The 26,065-nt window shown below is 68.0% G+C and carries 20 protein-coding genes; 11 read left to right on the plus strand and 9 right to left on the minus strand.

Going from position 1 to position 26,065, the window contains the following annotated elements:
* Positions 1-6 precede the first annotated feature (6 nt).
* Positions 7-1,254 (plus strand): cytochrome P450, encoded by a 1,248-nt coding sequence (locus ACNO8X_RS24665; RefSeq protein WP_418003133.1) that lies wholly within the window; start codon positions 7-9, stop codon positions 1,252-1,254.
* Positions 1,254-1,838 (plus strand): TetR/AcrR family transcriptional regulator, encoded by a 585-nt coding sequence (locus tag ACNO8X_RS24670; protein WP_133764246.1) that lies wholly within the window; start codon positions 1,254-1,256, stop codon positions 1,836-1,838. The genes ACNO8X_RS24665 and ACNO8X_RS24670 overlap by 1 nt, the downstream gene beginning before the upstream one ends.
* On the opposite strand, the gene ACNO8X_RS24675 is transcribed toward ACNO8X_RS24670, so the two are convergent.
* Positions 1,823-2,548, minus strand: a complete 726-nt coding sequence (locus ACNO8X_RS24675; RefSeq protein ID WP_418003134.1) for a siderophore-interacting protein — start codon at positions 2,546-2,548, stop codon at positions 1,823-1,825. The two genes, ACNO8X_RS24670 and ACNO8X_RS24675, sit on opposite strands and share 16 nt — an antisense overlap.
* 97 nt (positions 2,549-2,645) lie before the next feature.
* Here ACNO8X_RS24675 and ACNO8X_RS24680 point away from each other — a divergent pair, with 97 nt between their 5' ends.
* Positions 2,646-3,719, plus strand: a complete 1,074-nt coding sequence (locus ACNO8X_RS24680; RefSeq protein ID WP_418003135.1) for a DUF5685 family protein — start codon at positions 2,646-2,648, stop codon at positions 3,717-3,719.
* On the opposite strand, the gene ACNO8X_RS24685 is transcribed toward ACNO8X_RS24680, so the two are convergent.
* Together ACNO8X_RS24685 and ACNO8X_RS24690 are read right to left on the minus strand one after the other, a co-directional pair.
* Positions 3,716-4,816, minus strand: a complete 1,101-nt coding sequence (locus tag ACNO8X_RS24685) for an acyltransferase family protein (protein ID WP_418003136.1) — start codon at positions 4,814-4,816, stop codon at positions 3,716-3,718. The genes ACNO8X_RS24680 and ACNO8X_RS24685 overlap by 4 nt on opposite strands.
* Positions 4,813-6,735: a DEAD/DEAH box helicase gene (locus ACNO8X_RS24690; RefSeq protein ID WP_418003137.1), complete on the minus strand. Its 1,923-nt coding sequence runs from the start codon at positions 6,733-6,735 to the stop codon at positions 4,813-4,815. Before ACNO8X_RS24690 ends, ACNO8X_RS24685 begins: the two co-directional genes overlap by 4 nt.
* A gap of 111 nt (positions 6,736-6,846) precedes the next feature.
* Here ACNO8X_RS24690 and ACNO8X_RS24695 point away from each other — a divergent pair, with 111 nt between their 5' ends.
* Positions 6,847-7,386 (plus strand): LppP/LprE family lipoprotein, encoded by a 540-nt coding sequence (locus ACNO8X_RS24695; protein WP_418006022.1) that lies wholly within the window; start codon positions 6,847-6,849, stop codon positions 7,384-7,386.
* Here ACNO8X_RS24695 and ACNO8X_RS24700 read toward each other — a convergent pair.
* Complete coding sequence (locus ACNO8X_RS24700) at positions 7,383-7,724, minus strand: DUF2200 domain-containing protein (protein ID WP_418003138.1); 342 nt, start codon at positions 7,722-7,724, stop codon at positions 7,383-7,385. The genes ACNO8X_RS24695 and ACNO8X_RS24700 overlap by 4 nt on opposite strands.
* 50 nt (positions 7,725-7,774) lie before the next feature.
* On the opposite strand from ACNO8X_RS24700, the gene ACNO8X_RS24705 reads away from it, so the two are divergent.
* From ACNO8X_RS24705 to ACNO8X_RS24715, 3 genes are read left to right on the plus strand one after another with little or no spacing between them, the layout of a single operon-like run.
* The gene (locus ACNO8X_RS24705; RefSeq protein ID WP_418003139.1) at positions 7,775-11,209 is read left to right on the plus strand and encodes a TM0106 family RecB-like putative nuclease; all 3,435 of its coding nucleotides are present in this window, start codon (positions 7,775-7,777) and stop codon (positions 11,207-11,209) included.
* On the plus strand, positions 11,206-12,558 hold the full coding sequence (locus tag ACNO8X_RS24710) for an FAD-binding oxidoreductase (RefSeq protein WP_418003140.1): 1,353 nt from the start codon (positions 11,206-11,208) through the stop codon (positions 12,556-12,558). Before ACNO8X_RS24705 ends, ACNO8X_RS24710 begins: the two co-directional genes overlap by 4 nt.
* Before the next feature lie 33 nt (positions 12,559-12,591).
* The gene (locus ACNO8X_RS24715) at positions 12,592-13,200 is read left to right on the plus strand and encodes a hypothetical protein (protein WP_418003141.1); all 609 of its coding nucleotides are present in this window, start codon (positions 12,592-12,594) and stop codon (positions 13,198-13,200) included.
* A gap of 202 nt (positions 13,201-13,402) precedes the next feature.
* On the opposite strand, the gene ACNO8X_RS24720 is transcribed toward ACNO8X_RS24715, so the two are convergent.
* Together ACNO8X_RS24720 and ACNO8X_RS24725 are read right to left on the minus strand one after the other, a co-directional pair.
* Positions 13,403-15,058: a DHA2 family efflux MFS transporter permease subunit gene (locus ACNO8X_RS24720; RefSeq protein WP_418006023.1), complete on the minus strand. Its 1,656-nt coding sequence runs from the start codon at positions 15,056-15,058 to the stop codon at positions 13,403-13,405.
* 203 nt (positions 15,059-15,261) lie between these two features.
* Positions 15,262-16,548: a Bcr/CflA family efflux MFS transporter gene (locus ACNO8X_RS24725; RefSeq protein WP_418003142.1), complete on the minus strand. Its 1,287-nt coding sequence runs from the start codon at positions 16,546-16,548 to the stop codon at positions 15,262-15,264.
* Between the two features lie 160 nt (positions 16,549-16,708).
* Between ACNO8X_RS24725 and ACNO8X_RS24730 the strand changes: the two genes are divergently transcribed.
* Both ACNO8X_RS24730 and ACNO8X_RS24735 read left to right on the plus strand, forming a co-directional pair.
* Entirely contained in the window at positions 16,709-17,461 is a 753-nt protein-coding gene (locus ACNO8X_RS24730) for a hypothetical protein (RefSeq protein WP_260942430.1), read from the plus strand.
* 187 nt (positions 17,462-17,648) lie between these two features.
* Positions 17,649-21,371 carry a multifunctional oxoglutarate decarboxylase/oxoglutarate dehydrogenase thiamine pyrophosphate-binding subunit/dihydrolipoyllysine-residue succinyltransferase subunit gene (locus tag ACNO8X_RS24735; protein WP_418003143.1) on the plus strand — a complete coding sequence of 1,241 codons (3,723 nt, stop codon included), beginning with the start codon at positions 17,649-17,651 and terminating at the stop codon, positions 21,369-21,371.
* Here ACNO8X_RS24735 and ACNO8X_RS24740 read toward each other — a convergent pair.
* Positions 21,368-22,447 (minus strand): DUF692 domain-containing protein, encoded by a 1,080-nt coding sequence (locus tag ACNO8X_RS24740; protein ID WP_418003144.1) that lies wholly within the window; start codon positions 22,445-22,447, stop codon positions 21,368-21,370. The two genes, ACNO8X_RS24735 and ACNO8X_RS24740, sit on opposite strands and share 4 nt — an antisense overlap.
* Positions 22,444-23,418, minus strand: coding sequence for a TIGR04222 domain-containing membrane protein (locus ACNO8X_RS24745; RefSeq protein WP_418003145.1), 975 nt, complete (start codon positions 23,416-23,418; stop codon positions 22,444-22,446). The genes ACNO8X_RS24740 and ACNO8X_RS24745 overlap by 4 nt, the downstream gene beginning before the upstream one ends.
* A gap of 93 nt (positions 23,419-23,511) precedes the next feature.
* Between ACNO8X_RS24745 and ACNO8X_RS24750 the strand changes: the two genes are divergently transcribed.
* Together ACNO8X_RS24750 and ACNO8X_RS24755 are read left to right on the plus strand one after the other, a co-directional pair.
* The gene (locus tag ACNO8X_RS24750; protein WP_260942439.1) at positions 23,512-24,348 is read left to right on the plus strand and encodes an SDR family NAD(P)-dependent oxidoreductase; all 837 of its coding nucleotides are present in this window, start codon (positions 23,512-23,514) and stop codon (positions 24,346-24,348) included.
* A 27-nt stretch (positions 24,349-24,375) separates the two neighbouring features.
* Positions 24,376-25,206, plus strand: coding sequence for an SDR family NAD(P)-dependent oxidoreductase (locus tag ACNO8X_RS24755; protein ID WP_133764669.1), 831 nt, complete (start codon positions 24,376-24,378; stop codon positions 25,204-25,206).
* On the opposite strand, the gene ACNO8X_RS24760 is transcribed toward ACNO8X_RS24755, so the two are convergent.
* Entirely contained in the window at positions 25,203-26,063 is an 861-nt protein-coding gene (locus ACNO8X_RS24760; RefSeq protein WP_418003146.1) for a glycine betaine ABC transporter substrate-binding protein, read from the minus strand. The two genes, ACNO8X_RS24755 and ACNO8X_RS24760, sit on opposite strands and share 4 nt — an antisense overlap.
* Between the last annotated feature and the right edge of the window lie 2 nt (positions 26,064-26,065).

The raw sequence follows: 26,065 nt of genomic DNA on the forward strand, positions 1-26,065 counted from the left end.
TAAGACATGACGGCGATTTTGTCTTACGAGACATCCGACTCCCCCGCGGCGTTCCAGCTTGCCGATTCGGCGGGATGGGTCGATCCCTTTTCGATGTACCGGTCGCTGCGTGACCACGATCCCGTGCACCACGTGGTGCCCGACGACAATCCCGGCGCCGACTACTACGTGCTGTCCCGGCACGCCGATATCTGGACCGCCGCGCGCGATCACCAGACGTTCTCCTCGGCGCAGGGCCTCACGGTCAACTACGGCGAGCTGGAACTCATCGGCCTGCAGGACAACCCGCCGATGGTGATGACGGACCCGCCCGTGCACACCGAATTCCGCAAGCTGGTGTCGCGCGGTTTCACGCCACGGCAGGTCGAGGCCGTCGAGCCCAAGGTTCGCGAGTTCGTCGTAGAGCGGTTGGAGAAGTTGAAGGCCGCCGGCGGCGGTGACATCGTGGCCGAGCTGTTCAAGCCATTGCCGTCGATGGTCGTCGCGCACTACCTCGGCGTGCCCGAGGCCGACCGCGATCAGTTCGACGGCTGGACCGATGCCATCGTCGCGGCCAACACCGCCGAGGGCGGGCTCGGCGGCGCGCTCGAGACACTGGGCAGCGCGCTCGGCGACATGATGGGGTACTTCACCGCGCTGATCGAGCGCCGCCGCAAGGAGCCCGAGGACGACACGGTTTCGCACCTGGTCGCCGCGGGCATCGGCGCCGACGGCGACATCAGCGGCGTGCTGTCGATCCTGGCGTTCACGTTCACCATGGTCACGGGCGGCAACGACACCACCACCGGGATGCTGGGCGGCACCGTGCAACTCCTGCACCGCCACCCCGACCAGCGCCGCCTGCTGGCCGAAAACCCCGACCTGATCACGGAATCCGTCGACGAACTGCTTCGACTCACCTCGCCGGTCCAGGGCCTGGCCCGCACCACCACGCGCGACGTGACCATCGGCGACACCACCATCCCCACCGGGCGCAAGACTCTGCTGCTCTACGGTTCGGGCAACCGCGACGAACGCCAATACGGCCCGAACGCAGGCGAATTGGACGTGACGCGCGCCCCGCGCAACATCCTGACCTTCAGCCACGGCGCGCACCACTGCCTGGGCGCGGCGGCCGCACGGATGCAGTCCCGCGTCGCCCTGACCGAACTGCTCTCGCGGATACCGGAATTCACCGTCGACGAGGACAACATCGAGTGGGCCGGCGGCAGCTACGTGCGACGTCCGCTATCGGTGCCGTTTACCATTTGCTGATGGCAAACGACTGGCTGGCCGGCCGACGCACCGAGGTCGCGGCCGAGGCCATCCTGGACGCCGCCGACCGCTTGTTCGCCGAGCAGGACGCCGCGACCGTCGGAATGCTCGAAATCGCCAGGGCGGCAGGCTGTTCCCGCGCCACGCTGTACCGGTACTACGAGAACCGTGACGTGCTCCACCTGGCCTACGTGCACCGCGAGGCGTTTCGGGTGTTCGCTCACGTCGGCGAGCAGATCGCGGACATCAGTGACCCGCGCACCCGACTGCTCGACGGCGTCGCGATCGCGCTGCGCAGCGTGCGGGAGAGTCCCGCCCTGTCATCGTGGTTCGTCGCCACCCAGCGACCCATCGGTGGTGAGGTCGCCGCGCAGTCCGACGTCATCACCGGCCTGGTGGCGGCGTTCCTGTCCGCGTCGTGGCCGGAGCTGGAGACCGAGGCCGCGCACCGCCGGGCCAACTGGCTGGTCCGGATGTTGGTGTCGCTGTTGATGTTCCCCGGCGCCGACGAAGACGACGAACGCCAGATGCTCGACGAATTCGTTGTGGCCCAGTTGGTTCCGAAAGATCAGGCTTCCCAGTAGGCCCGGGCCTTGATCGCCTTCTTCGGAATCTGGTAGTCCTCGCGCAGCACCTTGACCACCGAACGGGTGGTCCGGTTGTCGCATGCCACCCAGCCGAAGTGATCGGACGCGTCGAACGCCGAGGCCCGCACGGTCTCGACCAGTGCCTCGCCGTTGTTCTTGCGGTCGACCCAGGTGACGGTCAGGCCCGGAGCGCCGGCGCCCACCTGAAGATCGCGGTCGTCGTCGTGACCGGCCTCGAGGTACACCTGGATGGGCGCCGAACCGATGGCCTGCAGCAGTGTATTGATCGCCGGTAGCGATGCGGCGTCACCGACCAGGACGTATCCGGCCGGCGCGGGCTCGGGCAGCTCGAAGCTGCTGCCGAGCAATGTCACCTCGAGGGTGTCGCCGGGCTTGGCGTCCTGGGCCCAGCGGGTGGCCAGACCGTCATGGAGCGCGAAGTCGATGTCGGTGGTCCCCGCGGCCGGATCGGGGTTGACCAGCGTGTAGCCGCGCTGGTGCGCCTTGTCCCCGTCGGGGAACCAGCCCCGGACCCACATGGTCGGATGCACCGGCCGCTCGGCCAGCAGGTTCCCGGTGGTGAAATGCAGCCGCAGGTAGTTCGGGGTGATCTGGGTGCGGCCGGTGACCGTCAGCTCGTAGTCGCCACCCCGCCACAGTTTGACCAGCGCGCCCTGGATTCCACGCGACGGCTTCGACTCGGTCATGTTGCACCCTCCGATTGGACTATTAGGGCAGCATAACCTAATTGATCTCCTCGGTTGATTGCCTGCGATTTGCGCTGGCCGGAGCTATCTTCAAGCCGTGTTCGGCATCCTCCGGCCCTGCCGGCATCGACTCGGCAAAGAACTTGCCGCCGTCTGGACGGCCCAATTGTGCGGGCTGTGCCTCGCGCTTCGCGATGACTACGGACAAGGCGGCCGCGTCGCCACCAACTACGACGGGCTGGTGGTGTCGGCGTTGGTGGAAGCGCAGTCCACCGCGGCACCCGGACGGCGCGAAGCCGGCCGGTGCCCGCTGCGGGGCATGCGCAAGGCCGACGTCGCCATCGGTGAATCGGTCCGGCTCGCGGCCGTGGTCTCCCTGGTGCTCGCCGCCGCCCGGGTGCGGGATCACGTCGACGACGGCGACGGCGTGTTCGCCGCGGCAGGCGTACGGCCCGCTGCGCGACGGATCGCCACCCGGTGGGAGCGTCAAGGTACGGGCGTCGGCACGGCCCTGGGCTTCGACACCGCCGTGCTGATGGACGCGATCGGTCGGCAGGCCGCGCTGGAAGCCGCTGCGGCGCCGGGGAGTTCGTTGCTCGCGGTCACCGAACCCACCGAAACCTCGGTCGCCGCGGCATTCGCGCACACCGCGGTGCTGGCCGGGCGGCCGGGGAACGTGGCGTCGCTGCGGGAGGTCGGCCAGTTGTTCGGGCGGGTCGCGCACCTGCTCGACGCGGTCGAGGATCTGCACGACGATCGGGTGCACGGGAAGTGGAATCCGGTGGCCGCCACCGCAACTCCGATCGGCGACGTCCGCGCGGCGTGCGACGACGCCGTGCTCGGCATCGAACTCGCCCTGGCCGATGTGGAATTCACCGACGGACGGTTGGTGCACCGGCTGCTGACCCGCGAGTTGCGACGGGCCGTGACCCGGACCTTCAGCGGCGCGGGATTCAAGGCGACGGATGTGCCGCCCGACTCCGGCGCGCCCGTGGCGTCATCCGGTGAGCTGCCGCTGGACGACGTGGTCGGGATCGAAACGGGCGAAGAGAACCCCGAGGAGAAGGCCCAGCGCAAGGCCGGCTGGTTCGACGGCTGCTGCTGCGATTGCGACGGCTGCTGTGAATGCGACGGCTGCTGCTGCGACTGTGACGGCTGCTGCGACTGCTAGTTCCGGACCCGGGTGAACCGGTGCAGTAGCCACGACACCGGAATGGTGAACAGCATCGTCAGGGTGAACAACGCGAAGGTCGAACCCGTCCAGATGTGCTGGTGCATCACCTCGACCATGACCAGCTCCATGATGACCAGATGCACCAGGAAGATTTCGTAGGAGATCTCGCCGAGGAAGACCATCGGCCGGCTGCCCAGCAGCCGCGCGTACCAGCCCCGGTTCCCCAAACCCAGCGGCGCGACGACCAGGGTGGCGATCCCCGCGTAGAGCACCGACTTCCACAGGCTCTCCCCCAGCGTGGCGGGTGAGGTGGTCGGGGCGCCGGCGAGGGGTGTCGACGCGATGAGGTAGCAGACCAATGCCAGTGGGATGCACAGGAATCCGTAGGCACGCACGCCCATCGCGGCCAGCACCGAGACCAGCATGCCGCCGACGAACCAGATCAGATAAGTGGGCAACCACAGCCGGGCACCGTCGGGCAGGAAATGCGTGGTGTGCACCAACGTCAGCCACGCCAGGCTCAGTGCGGCCAGCATCGCCAGCGCACCGAGCAGCAGGCCCGGCCGCCACCGCCGCCGGCACAGCACCACCATCAGCAGGTAGGCCAGCGCCGGAAGGGCAACGTAGAAGGCAACTTCCACCGCCAGGCTCCACATCTGGGTGAGGCCCTGATGCAGCCAGGAGAACAGATAGTTGTCGGTGTAGATCTGGGTCAACGTCAGGTTCCGGAACAACCCCAGCCAGGTGTGGCCGGGGTTCGGGCCGGCCGTTCGGAAGTGATACAGCGCGTAGGCCGCCAGCACCGTCACCATGTAGGCGGGCATGATCCGTCGCACCCGATGCCAGGCGTAGCGCTGCACCGACGGTGCCTCGTAAGGCTTTTCGGCATCGGCCCGAGCCAGCGCCTTGACCCACGGGCTGAACAACAGGAAACCCGACAGCACGAAGAAGATCGGCACACCGATCTCGGCGCGCGAATACATCAGCCCGACGTAGGTCTGGGTGTACTTACCTGTCGTGAACGCTGCGTGGGTCAGTACAACGAGCAGTGCGGCGACCGCACGGACCCCGGTGAGTGACTCAACCCGGGTCACTTGTACTTGCGCTTGCCCTCGCCTCGACCTTCGCTGTGGCCACCACGACGATCGTCGTCACGGCCGGGTCGAGACCCGCGATCCGGGCGTGGCCCGCGGTCCTGACGGCCACCGCGGTCGGAGTACGAGCCCCGGTCCGGGCGTCCGCCACGATCCTGATAGCCGCCGGAATGCCCACCCTTGTCCAGCTCCAGGTGGATCAACTGGCCCGAAATGCGGGTGCTCTCAAGCTTTTTGAGCGTGTCCTTGCTCAGCTTGGCGGGCAGCTCGACCAGCGAGTGGTCCACGCGAATGCTGATGTGCCCGAAGTCGCTGCGGTTCAGCCCGCCCTCGTTGGCGATGGCGCCGACGATGGCACCCGGAATCACCTTGTGCCGCTTGCCCACAGCGATGCGGTAGGTCGCCAGATCGTCGCGCGTCGACCGGGGCTTGCGCTCGCGGTCGCCACGGTCGCCACGGTCGTCACGATCCGGACGCTCGCGCCGCTTCTCCGGCGGGGGCTCCTTCATCAGGAACTCTTCGCCGCCCTGGGTCTGCACCGCCAGCGCCGCCGCGATGTCCGCCAGCGGCACGTTGTTGTCGCGTTCGTAGTCCTCGATCAGCCGGCGGAACAGCTCGATGCCCGGGGCGTTGAGCGAACCGGTGATCGAATCGCCGAACTTGGCCACGCGCTGCGCGTTGACGTCATCGACCGACGGCAGCTGCGACTCGATGAGTTTCTTGCGCGTGACGCGCTCGATCGAGTTGAGCAGATGCCGTTCGCGCGGCGTGACGAACAGCAGCGCGGTACCCGAGCGACCGGCCCGGCCGGTGCGCCCGATGCGGTGCACGTAGGACTCGGGATCGTGCGGAATGTCGTAGTTCAGCACGTGGGAGATGCGTTCGACGTCCAGACCACGGGCCGCCACGTCGGTCGCGATCAGGATGTCGATCGAGCCGTCCTTGAGCCCGTTGATCGTGCGCTCGCGGACCGCCTGGGCGATGTCGCCGTTGATCGCGGCCGCGGAAAACCCACGCGCCCTGAGCTTTTCGGCAACTTCCTCGGTGGCCTGCTTGGTCCGCACGAAGACGATCATCGCCTCGAACGGCTCGACCTCGAGCAGCCGGGTGATGGCGTCCATCTTGCGCGCGCCGGCCACCTGGATGTAGCGCTGCGTGATGTTCTCCGCGGTCTGCGCCTTGGCCTTGATCGTCACCTCGACCGGGTCGTGCAGGTACTTCGAGGTGATCTTCTTGATGGCCGGCGGCATGGTGGCCGAGAACAGCGCGACCTGCTTGTACTCCGGGGTGTCCGCCAGGATGCGCTCGACGTCCTCGGCGAAGCCCATCTGCAGCATCTCGTCGGCCTCGTCGAGCACCAGGTAGTCCAGGTGCGAGAGGTTCAGGCTGCCCTTGCTCAGGTGATCGATGACCCGGCCCGGGGTGCCCACCACGACCTGGGCGCCGCGCTTGAGCCCGGCCAGCTGCGGCGTGTAGGACGACCCGCCATAGATCGCCAACACGTTGACGTTCAGGTGCGCGCCGTACTTGCCGAACGCCTCGGCCACCTGCAAGGCGAGCTCGCGGGTCGGCGCCAGCACCAGACACTGGGTGTTACGGCTGGTGGGGTCGATCTTGGACAGCACCGGAATCGCGAATGCGGCGGTCTTGCCGGTGCCGGTCTGGGCGAGACCGACGACGTCGGATCCGCTCAGCATCGCGGGGATGGTCGCGGCCTGGATGGGCGACGGTGACTCGTATCCGACGTCGGTCAGCGCGCGCAGCACCTCCGGGCGGATGTTCAGGTCGGCGAAGGTGACCTCGGCGCTGGACTCAGCAGAGGTTTCAGCAGTGACCTCGGCGCTTGACTCAGCGGAGGTGTCAGAAGTGGTGTTGCTGCCGCCCGAATCCGGGTCGGTCTCGGGCGAAGACGTCGTCATTATGCGAGAAGTCTAGAGGGTCATCGGGCCAGGTACGCCCCGCATGGCTGACCAGACTCCCCCTGGTACGCCTTATAGGGTGGCCGGGTGCGCTGCGCCGAACCGAAACTGATGACGATCGCGGTGGCCGCACTCGCGGCGGCAAGCCTGTCCGCCTGTGGGTCGGGCGACTCGACGGCCTCCAAGACGCCCGATCCGACCGCGCCTGCCGCCGCCAAGAAAACCGCCGCGCCGACCGTCGTCGCAGGTCCGAAGACCAGCGCGGCTCCGGCCGACCCCTGCGCCGTCAGTCTCACGGCCCCCGATATCGCCAAGGCGGTGTCCACGCTGCCCGCCGATCCCCGCAGCAAGCAGGGCTGGAGCCCCGAGCCGCTGGCCGGCAACTACAACCAGTGCGCGCCACTGTCGGTGGTCATTGTGAAGGCGAACACCAACGGCGAGCAGCCGAATACCCGCGCCGTGATGTTCCACCTGGGCCAGCTCATCCCGACCGGGGTGCCCGACACGTACGGGTTCAACGGCATCGACCTGGCCGCGACCACCGGCGACACCGTCGCGCTGAGCTACACCAATCCGGCCAGTGGCCTCAAGAGCGTCGTGCGGTTCCACTGGAACGGCAACGGCGTCGAGCTGATCGGCAACACGCACTAAGCGCGCAGCACCTTGTCCATGGCCTTACCCTTGGCCAGCTCGTCGACCAGCTTGTCGAGGTAGCGGATCTTCTGCATCAGCGGGTCCTCGACGTTCTCGACGCGGACGCCGCACACCAGCCCGGTGATCAGTGCCGCGTTCGGGTTCAGCGTCGCCGCGGCGAAGAAGTCCTCGAAGGTCGTCTCTGTTTCGAGATGCGCAGCCAGCGCGGCCTGATCGAAACCCGTCAGCCAGCAGATGACCTGATCCAGGTCAGCAGTCGTGCGCCCCTTCTTCTCCACCTTGTTGACGTAGTGGGGATAGACCGACGCGACGCTGGTGGTGAAAATCCCGCTCACTCCAGCCAAGGTAGCCCCGGTCTGTCGGCGGGCTGCCATATGGTGGCGACGTGTTCCTCAGTCCCGGCAAGCACTCCGATGGTGAGGACGCCGCTGTGATTTACAGCGCGTCCGACCTCGCCGCCGCGGCGCGCTGCGAGTACGCGCTGCTGCGCCGGTTCGACGGGCTGCTGGGCCGGGGACCGAAAGCCGTCGTGGACGACGATCTGCTGGCCCGCACCGCCGAACTCGGTGACGCCCACGAGCAGCGGCACCTGGAACAGCTGGCCGCAGCCGGGGACAACGTCACGACGATCGGCCGGCCGCGGCCGTACACGGTGTCCGGACTGATCGGCGCGGCCGAGGCCACCCGGGCGGCGGTCGACCGCCGGGAGCCGGTGATCTATCAGGCCGCGATGTTCGACGGCCGCTTCCTGGGTTTCGCCGACTTCCTGATCCTGGACGACGGCCGCTATCGCCTGCGGGACACGAAGCTGGCGCGCTCGGTGAAAGTCGAGGCACTCCTGCAGCTGGCGGCCTACGCCGACGCGCTGGAGCAGGCCGGAGTGCCGGTGGCGCCGGAGGTCGACCTGGTGCTCGGTGACGGCACCATCGCCAGTTACCCAGTGGCCGAACTGCTTCCGGTCTACCTGCCGCGACGGGCCGCACTGCAGCGGCTGCTCGACGAGCACCGGGCCGGCGGGGCGCCGGTGTCGTGGGAGTCCCCGGAGCTGCGGGCCTGCCATCAATGCGAGGACTGCGAAGTCGAGGTCCGCGAGCGGGACGACCTGCTGCTGGTGGCCGGGATGCGGGTGAGCCAGCGGGCCCGACTGCTCGAAGCCGGGATCACCACCGTGCACGAGCTGGCCGAACACAGCGGCGCAGTGCCGGGGCTCTCGTCCCGCATCGTGGCGAATCTCGTCGGGCAAGCGCGGCTGCAGGTCGCTCCCCCGGTCGACAACAAGCCCCAGTTCGAGGTGATCGACGCACAGCCGCTCACCGGGCTGCCCGAACCCGATCGCGGCGACCTGTTCTTCGATTACGAAGGCGACCCGCTGTGGACCGAGAACGGCCGGGACTGGGGCCTGGAGTACCTCTGGGGCACCTTGACCGCGACCGGGGATTTCCACCCGCTGTGGGCGCATGACCGGGCCAGTGAACGGCAGGCACTCGTCGACTTCCTGGCGTTCGTGCGCAAGCAACGCAAGCGGTACCCGAACATGCACATCTACCACTACGCGGCCTACGAGAAGAGCACGCTGCTGCGGCTGTCGGGGCGCTACGGCGTCGGCGAGGACGAGGTGGACGAGCTGCTGCGCAGCGGCGTACTGGTGGACCTTTTGCCGTTGGTGCGCAAGAGTATTCGGGTCGGCACCGAGAGCTACAGCATCAAGTATCTGGAACCGCTGTACATGGGCGGCGAGTTGCGCGTCGGCGAGGTCACCAAGGCCACCGACTCCATCACGCAGTACGCGCGCTACACCGAACTCGAGGCGGCCGGGGAACACGAGGAAGCCGCGACGGTCCTCAAGCAGATCGAGGACTACAACCACTACGACTGCCGCTCCACACTGCGGTTGCGTGAGTGGCTGCTCGGGGTGGCGTGGGCCGAGGGCATCGCGCCCCGCGGGCCGGTCAGCGGCGGCCCCGCGCAACCCGAGACGGCGGTGCCGACCGACGACGCGACGCAGCGCGCCCTGGCGAAGTACGCGGGTGACGGCACTACGGCACGCTCGGACGAGCAGCAGGCCGTGGCCATGATCGCGGCCGCCCGCGGGTACCACCAGCGCGAGGAGAAGCCCTTCTGGTGGGAGCATTTCGACCGGATCAACAACCCGGTCGACGAATGGGCCGACAGCACAGACGTTTTCGTGGCCACGGTCACCCCACATATCGCCGTCGACTGGAACACCCCACCCAAGGCCCGCAAGCCCCAGCGCCAGGTGCTGCTGCGCGGCGAGATCGCCGCCGGCTCGATCCGGCCAGACGCCGAGGTGTTCGCCCTCTACGAACCGCCCTCTCCGACCGGGCTTTCCGACGATCCGGACGTCCGCGCCGCCGGCACCGCGAAGGTGCTGGACTGCAATGAAGATGGCACCGAGGTGCTGATCATGCACCGCACCGGCAAGGACGGCGACGAGTTCGGCCAGCTGCCCTTCGCGCTGACGCCGGGTCCGCCGCCGAACACCAAACCGCTGCGAACGTCGATCGAGACGACAGCCGGTGCAGTGGCTACCGGACTGCCGTCGTTGCCGCCTAGCGCGGCGCTGGACATCCTGTTGCGGTCCACCCCGCGCACCCTGTCCAAGGGACCACTCCCCCGCACCGGTGACACGGCGCGGGACATCGTTGCCGCCCTGCGGGATTTGGACTCGTCGTACCTTGCGGTGCACGGCCCGCCGGGAACCGGAAAGACCTTCACGGCCTCGAAGGTCATGGCCGACCTGGTCAACCGCGACCACTGGCGCATCGGGGTGGTGGCGCAGTCGCACGCTGTCGTCGAGAACGTGCTCGCCAGCGTGGTCAAGGCGGGCGTGGACGGCCGGGTGGTCGGCAAGAAGCGCGCGCCCGAGGACGCGCCGTTCAGCGACGTCCCGGACAACCAGTACGCGCGCTTCATCGACGACAGCAACGGTTGCGTGATCGGAGGCACCGCTTGGGATTTCGCCAACGACGGGCGTGTCCCGCGGGGTTGCCTGGATCTACTGGTCATCGAGGAGGCCGGCCAGTTCAGCCTGGCCAACACCATCGCCGTCGCACCCGCGGCGAGCAATCTGCTGCTGCTCGGCGATCCGCAGCAGCTGCCGCAGGTCAGCCAGGGCACCCACCCGGAGCCGGTCGACGAATCGGCCCTGAGCTGGCTGGTCGAGGGACGGCACACCCTGCCCGCCGAACGCGGCTACTTCCTGGACGTGTCGTACCGGATGCACCCCGCCGTGTGCGCGCCGGTGTCAGCATTGTCATACGACAACCGGCTGCTGGCTGCCGAAAGCGTCAGCGGTGCACGGCGATTGGCCGGGATCGAACCCGGGGTGCACCTGATGACCGTCGACCACGAGGGCAATGCGACCGACAGCCCCGAGGAGGCCGAGGCGATCATCGCGGCCATCGGCGGCCTGGTCGGCCGGCAGTGGTCCGACGAGGACGGCACGAAAAACCTTGAGCCCGAGGATATTCTGATCGTGGCGCCGTACAACGCGCAGGTGTTGCTGTTGCGCGAGCGGATGGACGCGGCCGGGTACGGCGATGTTCAGGTGGGCACCGTCGACAAGTTCCAGGGGCGGCAGGCCCCCGTGGTGTTCGTCTCGATGACGGCGTCGTCCATCGCCGAGGTGCCCCGCGGCATGGGCTTTCTGCTGAATCGCAACCGCCTCAACGTGGCAATCAGCCGCGCGAAGTACGCCGCCTACGTGGTGCGCTCGACGTATCTGACCGACTATCTCCCGTCGACCCCGGACGGCATGATCGAACTGGGCGCGTTCCTGTCGGTGACGACCGCGCAATGACGCTCGTCGCACAGTTGGCCGAGATCGTCGGCGCCGCATACGTCACCACCGACGCCGACGTGCTCGCCGGACGCGTCGTCGACCACACCGGCCGCTACCACGGCCGCGCCCAGGCCCTGGTCCGTCCGGGCAGCGATACCGAAGTCGCGGCAGTACTGCGGGCGTGCCGGGACGCGGGCGCCTGCGTCACGGTGCAGGGCGGACGGACGTCACTGGTGGCCGGCACCGTCCCCGAGCACGATGACATCCTGCTGTCCACCGAACGGTTGTCGGCGGTCGGCGCGGTCGATGCCGAGGAACGCCGGATCCAGGTCGGGGCCGGAGCGACCTGCGCCGCGGTGCAGCACGCCGCCGCGGCCGCGGGTCTGGTGTTCGGTGTCGACCTCGCTTCTCGTGATTCGGCGACGGTCGGGGGCATGGCGTCGACGAACGCCGGCGGCCTGCGCACCGTGCGATACGGCAATATGCGCGAACAGATTCTGGGTCTCGAGGTCGCGTTGCCCGACGGCTCGCTGGTGCGCCGGCACAGCCAGGTGCGCAGCGACAACACCGGTTACGACCTGACCTCGTTGTTCGTCGGCGCCGAGGGCACGCTCGGGGTCATCACCGGCCTGGACCTGCGACTGCACCCGAAACCGCCACACCGGGTGACCGCGGTGGCCGGGTTCGGCGACCTCGACGCCCTCATCGCCACCGGGCGCCGGCTCCGGGACACCGATGGCATCGCGGCGCTCGAGCTGATCGACGCCCGCGCCAGCGACCTGACCGCAGAGCACCTCGGCGTGCACGCGGCCGTCGGTGGCGCCTGGCAGCTGCTGATCGAAATGGCCGGCGACACAGACCAATCCGATACGCTCGCCTCAGCGCTGAGCGACGCCGAGCTGACGGGCGAACCGGCGGTGGGCGTCGACGGCGGCGCGGCGCAGCGGCTGTGGCAGGTCCGCGAATCCATCGGCGAAGTGCTGGGGTGGTATGGCCCGCCGCTGAAATTCGATGTGTCGCTGCCACTTTCATCTGTGGCCCGGTTCGCCGACGCGGCGGCCGCGGTCACCGCCGAGCACGCACCCGAGGCCATCCCTGTACTGTTCGGCCACATCGGCGAGGGCAACCTGCATCTGAACCTGGTGCGCTGCAACGTCTCCGACGAGACAGGACACAGCCTGTACACCGCGATGATGACGCTGATCGCCGACTGCAGCGGCAACGTCAGCTCCGAACACGGCGTCGGCACCCGCAAGCGGGACTACCTGGGAATGTCACGCACCGACGCCGATATCGCAGCCATGCGCACGGTGAAGGCGGCATTCGACCCGACGGGATACCTGAATCCCGCGGTGTTGTTCCGCTGATCCCGCCCACTTTGGGCGGTAGCGTCAAATATCGTGCGCAGATTCGCCCCGGTCGTTGCCCTCACGTTGCCACTGCTCGCGATGCACTCGGCGCCCGACGGCCACGCCGCACCGGCCTGCGGCACCACCGATCCGAACCGCGCGCCCGCGGCGATCACCGGGTTCGACGGCTACGCCCCGGTGAACGTCTGCGACTACGCCGGACCCAAGCACTACGGCTGGTCGTCGTACCGGTTCAAGACCGCCGGGGACGTGCACTGCGAGCTGTACGACGGCCCGAACTCCTGGCAGTACTACTCCAGCGTCACGTGCTGGGGGAAGCTGCCGGGCGTGCCCGCGGGCGTGACCCAGGTGGAGGTCGCGGCCGGCAGCGTGGCGACTTATGGCCAGGCTGATGTGAAGCAGAAGGAAACCCAGGACGGCGGCGTGCCCGTCGACCCCGCCAGTTACCGGGAGTTGGCGCCTGGCCAGAAGATCGTCGTACCTGGCGCCAAGGGGTCCGTCGACGAGAACGACGAAGTGTGCGCGACGGCGGGTGACGGATCACTCACCTGCGAGATCCAGAATCCTGGCGAAGCCTGGGGCCAGGACCAGAAGGCCCACGGTTTCGTGCTGTCGGCGCAGGGCAGCCGCGTCTACTGAGCGGCGGGCAGCGCTACCTCCGGTCCAGCGCCACCGCGAATGTGCACACAGATCGCGGATCCGACGATCGGGCGCGCTGACCGCACATTCGCGGGGTGAGGTGGCCAGCCCACAGCACGAGCGTGCCGCCAGACCGACCCGTCAGCGATTTTCACGATCTGACCGCACGCTCGACATACCGAACCTCGACATCCCGAACGCGCTACATCGATTGCAGGCCGTACACACCCGGATCGGTGGCATCGTCATCTTCGCGGTAGTGCCGGCCCGGCCGTGACGGCACCGGATCGACGTGCACCGGAATCGGCGAGGTGAGCGGCTCGTCGGGTTCGGCGTACCAGGAGTCCCGTGGTTCGGAGTCGTACACGGCATCGAACGCGGCGCGGTCGACGGTGTACTCGACGTAGTCGTCGTCATCGGGAAAGTAGTTGGGCTCGGCCGGTTCCACATACCGAGCCGGCGCCGCGGTCGGAGTCACCTGACCGCGCAGGAACATCGCGGCGACGACCCCGAACAACGCAACGAACGCCGGCAGCAGCAGCGATTGCGACATCGCGGTGGCGAACGGCTCGTGTAAGAACGGCGGCAGCGTCACGGCCGTACCCTCGCCGGCGGCCGGCGGGCCGCCGGTCGGCAGCTCGGCGCTGATCCGGGACGTCATGTAGGCGGCCATGCCCGCACTGCCCAGCACCGAACCGACCTGCCGTGTCGCGTTGTAGACACCGGACCCGGCGCCGGCCAGCCGTGGCGGCAGGTTGCGGGTGGCGGTCGCCGCCAGTGGCGACCAGATGAATGCCATGCCGATGCCCATCGCGATGAACGGCAGCACCAGCAGCCAGATCGGCGTCGTCGGGGTCAGCCCGAACGACAACCAGGTCAGCCCGATCGCCAGCGCCGAGAACCCCGACCCGACGATCGGCTGCGGCGGATAACGGTCGATCAACTTGCCCACCAGCGGCGCCAGCATCCCGGACACCACAGCCATGGGCGCAGTGAGCAGGGCCGACCGCGTCGCGCTCAGACCCAGCACGGCCTGGGCGTGGAACATCACCGGCAGGATCATCGCGGTGACGCAGAACCCGATGGTGGCCACGGCCACGTTGGACAGGCAGAAGTCGTTGTCGCGGAACACCGTCAACGGAATCAGCGGCTCGTCCGGATTGACCGACTGCCAGTACACGAAGGCCGCCAGGAAGCCCAGGCCGCCGAGGATCACCAGCCAGATCCACCAGGCCCAGTCGTGTGTCTGCCCTTCCTGCAGGCCGAACACGATGCCGAACATGCCGACGCCCGACAGCACCACGCCGAGCACGTCGAACCGGTGCCGCTCGGTGGGCAGCTGCGGGACCAGCACCCAGGCCAGAGCCAGGCCGACGATGCCGATCGGCACGTTCACGAAGAAGATCCACTGCCAGCCGAGGTGGTCCACCAGCACGCCACCGGCCAGCGGGCCGACCAGCGTCGCCACCCCGGCGGTGGCGCCCCACACGCTCATGGCGGCACCGCGGTGATCGGGCGGGAAGATGCGGGTGATCGTGGACAGCGTCTGCGGGGTCAACAACGCCGCGCCCAGACCCTGCACCACGCGCGCGGCGACGAGCATCCCGATGCTGCCGGACAGGCCGCACCACAGCGAGGCCAGCGTGAAGACGGCGAGCCCGGCCAGATACAGGTTCCGCGGCCCGAAGCGGTCACCGAGCCGCCCGGCGACCAGCAGCGGCACCGCATAGGCCAGCAGGTAGGCGCTGGTCACCCAGATGACACCGTCGTAGTCGGTGCCGAGCTTCTGCATGATGACGACGTTGGCGACGGAGACGATCGTGGAGTCCACCAGGATCATGAAGAAGCCGAACATCATGGCCCAGAGGGCATTCCAGGGTCGACTGACCTGCGCAGCACTCACCGACAAACTCCGGCGAAAATCAACGTTTGCATGCAGTGGGTATCAAGTCCGGTGGCCGGCCGACGTGCCGGTCGCGAGTTCGACGCTACGGACAGTCGCGGATCCGAACAAGTCAGCAGCTCGGCCATGGCGCCAACGGCCCCGATGGGCCCGAGGGACTAAGCCCGGTGGCGTTCGTGTCCCGACTCGCCCATGTCCCCGACGGACAGCAGCGCCAACAGCGCAACCACGACGCCCGTCGTCATCACCGCAGCGAGAGCCAGCTCACCGTTGCCCAGTGCGCCGACGAGGGGCGCCACCGCCGCGCCGAGACCGAACTGGGCAGCACCCAGTGCGGCCGCCGCGGTGCCGGCGGCATCAGGGTGACGGGCCAGTGCGACGGCAGGTGTGTTGGGAATCACCAGGCCCATCGCGGCCAGCATGGCCCAGACCGGAATCAGGAAAGCGGCCAGACCACCCACGTGCAGGAACGCCAGCGCGACGAACCCGAGGCCGAACACCGATGCGGCGACCAGCGCGACAAGAGCAATCTTCTGCGGCTCGAACCGGCGCAGCAGCACGACGTTGAACTGGGTGGCACCGATCAGCGCGATCGCGCCGGCGGCGAACACCAGGGCGAAGGCCTGCTGGTCCAGGCCGTAACGCCCCTGCAGCACGAACGCGGCACCCGCGATGTACGCGAACAGGCCCGACATCCCGAGCGCGCCGACGATGACCAGCACGACGAACCGGATATCGCTCAGCACCTCGACGTAGGTGCGCAGAATTGCCCGCAGTTGCAACGGGCGCCGGTCTTTGACCGCGAGGGTCTCGGGCAGGGCCAGTACCGCCACGGCCAAGATCGCACCACCGAGCACCGCGAGTGCGGCGAACACCCAGTGCCACGAACCGCGCAGCAGTACCGCCGCGCCCAACGAGGGCGCCAACACCGGCGCCACGCCCAGGACCAGGATCAACCGGGACATCACGACGGCCGCGACCGACTCTTCGAACAGGTCACTGACGACAGCGATGGCCACGACGGAGGCTGCGGCGGCGCCCACGCCCTGCAGCGTGCGAGCCACACCCAGCACCTCGATGTTCGGCGCGAACAGGCACAGCACCGAGGCCGCCATGTGCAGCAGGATGCCGGCGACCAGGGGCCGCCGACGGCCCAGCGCGTCCGACAGCGGGCCGACGATCAGCTGCCCCAGGGCCAGCCCGCCGAGCGTCCCCGTCAGCGTCAACTGCGCCACCGACGACGACAGCCCCAGCTCAGAGGCGATGCGCGGCAGCGCAGGCAGGTACATGTCGATGGTCAGCGGGCCGAGCGCGACCAGCAGGCCCAGCACCACGATCATCCGGGTGCGGCTCGGCGCCGGACGTACCTCCGGTGCCTCGAGGTGCGCGCCACTATCGGCGGCGTCACCTACCGCTGTCAGATCCACAAGGGGCGATGCTGCCATGAATATGGTTAGCAATGCATACCGGTTTTTTCTTCCCGGCAAACCAGGCAGGTCCAGATGCATTTACCGGCTCAGCCGGTGCCGGGCACTCAGATGACGCGCCGATCGTTGACCACGCGATAGCCTGAAATCCTGAGTACGGAGATGGAGAGGCCGGCCGATGAGTGCTCGCTCCAGCATGAAGGGGCAGTTGCCTGTGAAGCATGACGCCCGCGACGAGAATCCTGGCGCCGCCGCCAAGGCACTGTCGCACATCCTCGAAGGCGGAGCCCGGGTGCAGGCGCCGGCCGTGGCGGCCTACGTCAACCGGTTGCGTGAACACAAACCCGGCGCCACCCCGGCCGAGATCATAGCCAAGCTCGAGACCCACTACCTCGCCGCGACCATGGCCAGCGGCGCCGCAGTCGGGTCGGCCGCCGCCTTCCCCGGCATCGGCACCATCGTCGCGATGTCGGCGGTTGCGGGCGAGACCGTGGTGTTCCTCGAAGCGACCGCGGTGTTCGCCCTGGCGGTCGCCGAGGTGCACGGCATCCCGGTCGAACAGCGGGAACGCCGGCGCGCTCTGGTGCTCGCGGTGCTGGTCGGCGACGAGGGCAAGCACGCCATCGGGGATCTGCTCGGCACCGGCCGCACCAGTGGCGCCTGGCTGGCCGACGGCGCGGCGACCGTGCCACTGCCGGCTGTCTCGCAACTGAATTCACGGCTGCTGAAGTTCTTCGTGAAGAAGTACGCGCTCAAGCGTGGCGCCATCGCCTTCGGCAAGCTGCTGCCGGTTGGCATCGGCGCGGTGATCGGTGGCGTCGGCAACCGGTTGATGAGCAAGAAGATCATCGAGAACGCCCGCGCGGCGTTCGGTCCGCCGCCGGCGCGGTGGCGGCAGACACTGCACGTGCTGCCCGAGGCGCGGGATTAGCAAACTCTCCGCGGTGCTGAGGCACCAATACTTGACCATTCACTGACTTCCGCCGACCAAGGAATCGACCGACGGGTTAGCCTTAGGCGGCACCGGGGCGGGCGACCGCCAACACAACATATGGCGGGCTATGCCGGGCTGAGGTCCAGCGCTCGTCGGGCAGAAGGAAACGAGGCGAATAGCGGCCGTGAGCACATCACCTTCACCATTCGGTCAGAACGAGTGGCTGGTCGAAGAGATGTATCGCAAATTCCGTGAGGACCCGTCCTCGGTGGACCCGAGTTGGCACGACTTCCTACGTGACTACAACCCCGAACCCATAACGGACACAACGGATTCCGTCGCCGTAGCAGCCCCGGCACCCGCCGCGGCACCCGCGGCCCCGGCACCCGCGCCGGCCGCACCGGCTCCTGCCGCCGCGCCCGTTGCTGCCGCTCCGGCACCCGCGGCACCGGCCCCGGCCAAGGCCGCTCCCGCCAAGGCCGCTCCCGCACTGGTGGTGGCCGAGGACTCGGAGACGCAGGTGCTGCGCGGCGCCGCGGCTGCCGTCGTCAAGAACATGAACGCGTCGCTGGACGTGCCGACCGCCACGAGCGTGCGTGCCATCCCCGCGAAGCTGATGATCGACAACCGCGTCGTCATCAACAACCACCTCAAGCGCACCCGCGGCGGCAAGATCAGCTTCACCCACCTGCTGGGCTACGCGATCGTCCAGGCGGTCAAGCAGTTCCCCAACATGAACCGGTACTTCGCCGAGGTGGACGGCAAGCCGTCCGCGGTCACGCCGGCGCACACCAACCTCGGTCTGGCCATCGACCTGCAGAACAAGGACGGCTCGCGCCAGCTTGTCGTCGCGGCCATCAAGCGTTGCGACACAATGCAATTCGGCCAGTTCATCGCGGCCTACGAGGACATCGTCCGGCGTGCGCGGGACGGCAAGCTGACCGCCGAGGACTTCAGCGGCGTCACCATCTCGCTGACCAACCCGGGCACCATCGGCACCGTGCACTCGGTGCCGCGCCTGATGCGCGGTCAGGGCGCCATCATCGGCGCCGGCGCCATGGAGTACCCGGCCGAGTTCCAGGGCGCCAGCGAGGAGCGCATCGCCGAGCTCGGTATCGGCAAGCTCATCACGCTGACCTCCACCTATGACCACCGCATCATCCAGGGCGCCGAGTCCGGTGACTTCCTGCGCACCGTCCATCGCCTGCTGCTGGACGACGCCTTCTTCGACGAGATCTTCCGCGAGCTGGGCATCCCCTACGAGCCGGTGCGCTGGCGGATCGACAACCCGGACTCGATCTCCCACAAGAACGCCCGCATCATCGAGCTGATCGCGGCCTACCGCAACCGCGGCCACCTGATGGCCGACATCGACCCGCTGCGCCTGGACAAGACCCGTTTCCGCAGCCACCCCGACCTCGACGTCAACACCCACGGCCTGACGCTGTGGGACCTGGACCGCGAGTTCAAGGTCGACGGTTTCGCCGGCAAGCAGTTCATGAAGCTGCGCGACGTGCTGTCGGTGCTGCGCGACGCCTACTGCCGCCACGTCGGTGTCGAGTACACCCACATCCTCGAACCCGAGCAGCAGAAGTGGCTGCAGGAGCGCGTCGAGGTCAAGCACGACAAGCCCACGGTCGGCGAGCAGAAGTACATCCTGTCCAAGCTCAACGCCGCCGAGGCCTTCGAGACCTTCCTGCACACCAAATACGTTGGGCAGAAGCGCTTCTCGCTGGAAGGCGCCGAAGCCGTCATCCCGATGATGGACGCCGCCATCGACCAGGCCGCCGAGCACGCCCTCGACGAAGTGGTCATCGGCATGCCGCACCGCGGCCGCCTCAACGTGCTGGCCAATATCGTCGGCAAGCCGTACTCGAAGATCTTCAGCGAATTCGAGGGCAACCTGAACCCGGCCCTGGCACACGGCTCCGGCGACGTGAAGTACCACCTCGGCGCCACCGGCCACTACCTGCAGATGTTCGGCGACAACGAGATCGACGTGTCGCTGGTGGCCAACCCCAGCCACCTCGAAGCCGTCGACCCCGTCCTCGAGGGCCTGGTCCGGGCCAAGCAGGACCTGCTGGTCGGTGACGAACACGACGACAGCGACGCGCACGGCCGCTTCTCGATCATGCCGATGATGCTGCACGGCGACGCCGCGTTCGCCGGCCAGGGCGTGGTGGCCGAGACGCTCAACCTGGCGCTGCTCAAGGGCTACCGCACCGGCGGCACCATCCACATCGTCGTGAACAACCAGATCGGATTCACCACGGCGCCAACGGATTCGCGCTCCAGCGAGTACTGCACCGACGTGGCCAAGATGATCGGCGCCCCGATCTTCCACGTCAACGGCGACGACCCCGAGGCCTGCGCCTGGGTGGCCCGCATCGCCGTCGACTTCCGCGAGGCGTTCAAGAAGGACGTCGTCATCGACATGCTGTGCTACCGCCGCCGCGGCCACAACGAGGGCGACGACCCGTCGATGACCCAGCCGTACATGTACGACGTCATCGACACCAAGCGCGGCGTCCGCAAGACCTACACCGAAGCCCTCATCGGCCGTGGTGACATCTCCATCAAAGAGGCCGAGGACGCCCTGCGCGACTACCAGGGCCAGCTGGAGCGGGTCTTCAACGAGGTGCGCGAGCTGGAGAAGCACACCATCGAGCCCAGCGAATCGGTGGAGTCCGACCAGACCATCCCGCAGCGCCTGCTGACCGCGGTCGACAAGTCACTGCTGGCCCGCATTGGCGACGCGCACCTGGCGGTGCCCGAGGGCTTCAACGTGCACCCGCGCGTCAAGCCTGTGCTGGAGAAGCGTCGTGAGATGGCCTACGAGGGCAAGATCGACTGGGCGTTCGGCGAGCTGCTCGCCCTGGGCTCGATGGTCGCCGAGGGCCGCCTGATCCGGTTCTCCGGTCAGGACACCCAGCGCGGCACGTTCACCCAGCGGCACGCGGTCCTCATCGACCGCACCACCGGCGAGGAGTTCACCCCGCTGCAGCTGCTGGCCACCAACACCGATGGCACCCCGACCGGCGGCAAGCTGCTGATCTACAACTCGGCGTTGTCTGAGTACGCCGCGGTCGGCTTCGAGTACGGCTACTCGGTCGGTAACCCCGACGCCATGGTGCTGTGGGAGGCCCAGTTCGGTGACTTCGTCAACGGCGCGCAGTCGATCATCGATGAGTTCATCAGCTCGGGTGAGGCCAAGTGGGGCCAGCTCTCCGACGTCGTGCTGCTGCTGCCGCACGGCCATGAGGGCCAGGGTCCGGACCACACGTCGGGCCGCATCGAGCGGTTCCTGCAGGTGTGTGCCGAGGGTTCGATGACGGTCGCCATGCCGTCGACCCCGGCCAACTACTTCCACCTGCTGCGCCGCCACGGCCTCGACGGCATCCACCGGCCGCTGATCGTCTTCACCCCGAAGTCCATGCTGCGCAACAAGGCCGCGGTCAGCGACGTCAAGGACTTCACCGAGATCAAGTTCCGCTCGGTGCTCGAAGAGGCGACCTACGAAGAAGGCGTCGGCGACCGGGCCAAGGTCACGCGAGTGCTGCTGTGCAGCGGCAAGCTCTACTACGACCTGGTGGCACGCAAGGCCAAGGAGAACCGAGAAGACGTCGCCATCGTTCGCATCGAGCAGCTGTACCCGCTGCCCAAGCGCCGTCTCGAAGCCACGCTGGCCCAGTACCCGAACGTGCAGCAGTACTTCTGGGTGCAGGAAGAGCCGGCCAACCAGGGACCCTGGCCGACGTTCGGCCTGAGCCTGCCGGAACTGCTGCCGGACCGCCTCACCGGCATCAAGCGCATCTCGCGCCGGGCCATGAGTGCGCCGTCGTCGGGTAGCTCGAAGGTGCACGCCATCGAGCAGCAGGCCATCATCGACGAGGCCTTCGCCCCCTAACGCCCGAACGTGAGCTTGGGTGCGAACTTCCGGCGGAACTTCGCACCCAAGCTCATTTTCGCGGGACTGTGCGCTCGTTTGTGGGCCAATACGGCCCCCGCGACCGCAACCCGGGCTGCGTCGAAGCCCGGCGGCGGATCGGTCAGTCCGAGCAGCGCCTGAAGCAGTGCGTCCTCGGCATCGGCTAGCGATCGACGGATGATGTCGGACGGCTCAGATCCCGGGCTACCGGGCAGCCGGTCCACACCTGCGGCCCAGGGCCGAACCGCGTCGCCTTCGACGCGGCCGACAGCGGACCGGATGGCCGAGAGTTCCCCCGCGAGCACGTCGGCGGCCGGGTAGGCGCCGTCACGTTCCAGCATGACCGCGGGCAGCGTCGTTCGACTCGCGAGCTCTGCGAGCAACTCGAAGACCGGCCCGGGCACAGCGGCGGTGTGGGTGTCGTGCCAGATGCCGTCGCGCAAGGCGCCGCCGGCCACGTGGACGTAGGCGATTCGTTCCAGCGGCAGTGTTTCGAGCGCATCGAGAGGGTCCGCGCCGAAGTTGACGGCCGAGGTGTAGAGGTTCGCGACGTCCAGCAGCAGCAGCGCGCCGGTGCGTTCGGCGATCTCGGTCAGGAACTGGGCCTCGGTGAACTCGCGGTCGGGCCATTCCAGCACTGCCGCAACGTGTTCCAGGGCCAGCGGGACACCGAGCGTGTCTTGGGCAATCCGAACGTTCTCGACGATGACATCAAGGGCCGCGCGGGTGCGCGGCACCGGCAGCAGGTGCCCGGCCTCGCTGCCGCCAGCGCGCACGAAGGCGATGTGCTCGCTGACCAATGGCGCATCCAGAGCCGCCGCACATGCGGCGAGGTGCGCCAGGCGGGCCGGCTCAGGCACCTGTGCCCCACCGAGTGAGAGCGAAACACCATGCGGGACAACGGGAATGCCGCGGGCCCGTAATGCCTGCAGCGAGGCGGGCAGTCGCTCGGGTTTGATGCCTTCGGCGATCACCTCGACGAACTCGACGCCGGGCAGCCGCTCGATCGACAGGTCGATTTCGGGGCGCCAGCCGATACCGATCGCGGTGCTCATCCCCCGCAACCCCCGCAGCCCCCACAACCACCACCGCCACAGCCACCCCCGCCGCAACCGCCCCCGCCGCCGTCGCTGCCGGTGGCGCCGACCAGCGCACTCCGCAGATCCGGGTCGGTCAGCGCCGCGAAGCCCAATAGCGCCACACCCATCACCTGCGCCGACCCGAGCACCGAACCATCCGCTACGCGCGCGTCGTACTCCTCGCGCACAGCTTCCAGCTCCCGCCGTCCGTCCGCGGTCGGGCGATGCCCGGCGCCCACCGCGGCCATGCACCAGACAACCCACGACACCAACGCCGTCACCACCAGGACGACAATCAGTACACCGACGGGACGGTGGAGCTCAGCGCCGTTGACCGCCCGGACGACGCCGACCACCCACACCGCACCAGGCAGCAGCGCAACGACGCGGCAGAACACCACCCGTACGCCCGTGGGTAGCAAGCCGTCGGCTCTCAAGTGCTCACCAACCGCGGAAACCTGCGGATGGTCACGCAGTCCCTTGATGCGTCGTCGCCCCGCTGAACCCGTCTCGCGCGCGGCCTCGAGCACCGCCTCCTCCACCGCGTCGCGACCGATGGAACCCGCGGCGACCGTCAGCCCGCCCTCCCGAGCGACGAGCATCCGGCCGCTCAAGACCGTCTGCGCGATCGCGGTATCCACGACTCTCCTCGGACCACCCGCAAGAAACGCCGTCCGATAGGCATCATCGAGCGGCTTACCCACCTGAAGCCCACGAGAACCGGACAGAATCCCTCTGACCCAGAACACCAAAAACACCGCGAGCACATAGACCCCGATGAACTGCACCAAAAAATCCGGTCCTGACAGACCCCACGGTTCGTGCATCGCCCGCCTCCTGTCTACGTTGACATCCCGCCGATGAAGCGTTTTCAGAATGCTCACGACAACAGGCGAAACCGAGCTCAAAGCCCTGGCATCATTGATTTCCTTGCGCGATCCACACATTGGCCGGCGGCGGACGGCGTCCGGCTCAATCAGAACCGCGGGTATCGGCTAGCCTGACGCCAGGTCATCACGCGTCAACACAAGGGAGTGTTCATGGAGGGCTTCGCCGGAAAAGTCTGCGTCGTCACCGGAGCCGGATCGGGCATCGGCCAGGCGCTCGCCATCGAACTCGCCCGCTCGGGCGCCAAGCTGGCCATCAGCGACGTCAACACCGAGGGCCTCGCCGAGACCGAAGAGCGGATCAAGGCCATCGGCGCCCCCGTCAAGGCCGACCGCCTCAACGTCACCGAGCGCGAAGCCTTCGCGCTGTACGCCGACGCCGTTGCCCAGCACTTCGGCAAGGTCAACCAGATCTACAACAACGCCGGCATCGCCTTCACCGGCGACATCGAGGTCAGCCAGTTCAAAGACATCGAGCGCGTCATGGACGTCAACTTCTGGGGCGTCGTCAACGGCACCAAGGAATTCCTGCCGCACCTGATCGCCTCCGGCGACGGGCACGTCATCAACGTCTCCAGCGTCTTCGGCCTGTTCGCCGTCCCCGGCCAGGCCGCCTACAACGCCTCCAAGTTCGCCGTCCGCGGCTTCACCGAGGCACTGCGCCAGGAGATGAAGCTCGCCGGGCACCCGGTCAAGGTCACCACGGTGCACCCCGGCGGCGTGAAGACCGGAATCGCCCGCAACTCCACCGCCGTCGAGGGCCTCGATCCCAAGGAACTGGCCAAGACCTTCGACGCGAAGCTGGCCAAGACCACCCCCGAACGCGCCGCCAAGATCATCCTCGAGGCCGTCCGCAAGGGCAACGCCCGCGTGCTCGTCGGGCCCGACGCCAAGCTGCTGGACCTGATCATCCGGGCCACCGGCTCGGGCGCCTACCAGGACCTGTTCTCGCGCGTCACCTCACGCGTGCTGCCGACACGTTCGCACTGACCCGTCAACCAACGCAAAGGAGCGTTCATGGAGGGATTCGCCGGCAAGGTCTGTGTGATCACCGGAGCAGGATCGGGCATCGGGCAAGCACTGGCCATCGAACTGGCGCGCTCGGGTGCGCTGTTGGCGATCAGCGACATCGACACCGAGGGCCTGGCCAGGACCGAGGAACAGGTCAAGGCCATCGGCGCCCCGGTGAAGGCCGACCGGCTCAACGTCGCCGAGCGCGAGGCCTTCGCGCTCTACGCCGACGACGTGGTCAAGCACTTCGGCAAGGTCAACCAGATCTACAACAACGCCGGCATCGCCTTCACCGGTGATCTCGAGGTCAGCCAGTTCAAGGACATCGAACGGGTCATGGACGTCGACTTCTGGGGCGTCGTGAACGGCACCAAGGTCTTCCTGCCGCACCTGATCGCCTCGGGTGATGGGCATGTCGTCAATGTCTCGAGCATCTTCGGCCTGTTCGCGGTGCCCAGCCAATCCGCTTACAACGCAGCCAAATTCGCGGTGCGCGGCTTCACCGAGGCACTGCGCCAGGAGATGAAGCTGGCCGGGCACCCGGTCAAGGTCACCACGGTGCACCCGGGCGGTATCAAGACCAACATCGTGCGCAACTCGACCGCCGCCGCGGACATCGACTCCGCGGGCCTGAACAAGCTGTTCGACAAGGCAGCCCTCACCACCCCGGAACAGGCCGCCAAGATCATTCTCGAGGCGGTCCGCAAGGGCCATGCCCGGGTACTGGTCGGACCGGACGCCAAGATCGTCGACGTGATCGTCCGCATCACCGGGTCAGGCGCCTACCAGGGCCTGTTCGCGGCCATCGCGGGACGGGTGTTGCCGAAGCTCGGCTAGTGGTCCAGCGGGTGCTGGGCCAACCACGCACCCGCTACCGCCGCCGGATCGGCGCCCTTGTCGACCTGACCGATCATGTCGGTCAGCGTCGCGGTGTCGAGCTCTCCGGCAATTCCGTTGAGCGCCAACACCTGTTGCTCGGCCAGGACATTGCGCCGGTACAACGGCACCACGTTCTCGGCGCGGATCAATGCGGTCCGGTCGGTCAGCACCGTCACGCCCGATGGTGCCGCCGGCGCTGCGGTCGAGGTCCAGGCCAATGTCACCGCACCGGCTTTCAGCGCAGCGAAAAGGCTTGCGGTGTCCGTGAATTCACGGGCCGCCGGCAGGACGCAATCCCCCACCCGAGCCGGGTGGACGTCACCCGTCACCACTCCGACAGACAGTCCGCCGCAATGGCCCGGCAATGCCGCGACATCCTTTGTGCCCCAACGGTCGGCCGTCGCCGCGGTGACCGCGACAGCCGGCTTGTCCTGCGCTGACGCGGTGTAGTCGGCAGCGGCCACCCCTTCGGGCAGCGCCGAGATCATCGATCGGTACACCTGCTCGTCGGCCCGCGCCGTGGCGTGCGGGACGAACCTGGCGAGCAGTTCGCCGGTCAGACCCGGCGCCACCGTGACGTCGGCGGAATCAAGGGCCGCAACAGGATCCGGAACCAGATGCACGCGGGTCGGGATACCGAAATATCCCAGCGCCGCGGAATACAGATGGGCCAGCAGCTTCGACTCGGGCGTCGGCGCCGCCCCGACGGTCAACGCCGGCGGCCCCGGCACGGATTGCCCGGTGCTGCAGCCCGCCGTCGTCGCGGCGATCAGTGCGGCCAGCGCCGCACTGCCCACCGCGACCCGGCGGCTCACGG

The organism is Mycobacterium sp. PDNC021 (assembly GCF_048282635.1).
Classification (GTDB): Bacteria; Actinomycetota; Actinomycetes; order Mycobacteriales; family Mycobacteriaceae; genus Mycobacterium; species Mycobacterium llatzerense.

Coding starts and splice junctions, on each gene's coding strand:
- ACNO8X_RS24730 (WP_260942430.1), top strand. CDS start 16,709: ATGAGTGCTCGCTCCAGCATGAAGGGGCAGTTGCCTGTGAAGCATGAC.
- ACNO8X_RS24755 (WP_133764669.1), top strand. CDS start 24,376: ATGGAGGGATTCGCCGGCAAGGTCTGTGTGATCACCGGAGCAGGATCG.
- ACNO8X_RS24710 (WP_418003140.1), top strand. CDS start 11,206: ATGACGCTCGTCGCACAGTTGGCCGAGATCGTCGGCGCCGCATACGTC.
- ACNO8X_RS24670 (WP_133764246.1), top strand. CDS start 1,254: ATGGCAAACGACTGGCTGGCCGGCCGACGCACCGAGGTCGCGGCCGAG.
- ACNO8X_RS24750 (WP_260942439.1), top strand. CDS start 23,512: ATGGAGGGCTTCGCCGGAAAAGTCTGCGTCGTCACCGGAGCCGGATCG.
- ACNO8X_RS24745 (WP_418003145.1), bottom strand. CDS start 23,418: ATGTGTGGATCGCGCAAGGAAATCAATGATGCCAGGGCTTTGAGCTCG.
- ACNO8X_RS24690 (WP_418003137.1), bottom strand. CDS start 6,735: ATGACGACGTCTTCGCCCGAGACCGACCCGGATTCGGGCGGCAGCAAC.
- ACNO8X_RS24740 (WP_418003144.1), bottom strand. CDS start 22,447: ATGAGCACCGCGATCGGTATCGGCTGGCGCCCCGAAATCGACCTGTCG.
- ACNO8X_RS24720 (WP_418006023.1), bottom strand. CDS start 15,058: ATGATGTTCGGCTTCTTCATGATCCTGGTGGACTCCACGATCGTCTCC.
- ACNO8X_RS24665 (WP_418003133.1), top strand. CDS start 7: ATGACGGCGATTTTGTCTTACGAGACATCCGACTCCCCCGCGGCGTTC.
- ACNO8X_RS24725 (WP_418003142.1), bottom strand. CDS start 16,548: ATGGCAGCATCGCCCCTTGTGGATCTGACAGCGGTAGGTGACGCCGCC.
- ACNO8X_RS24695 (WP_418006022.1), top strand. CDS start 6,847: ATGACGATCGCGGTGGCCGCACTCGCGGCGGCAAGCCTGTCCGCCTGT.
- ACNO8X_RS24675 (WP_418003134.1), bottom strand. CDS start 2,548: ATGACCGAGTCGAAGCCGTCGCGTGGAATCCAGGGCGCGCTGGTCAAA.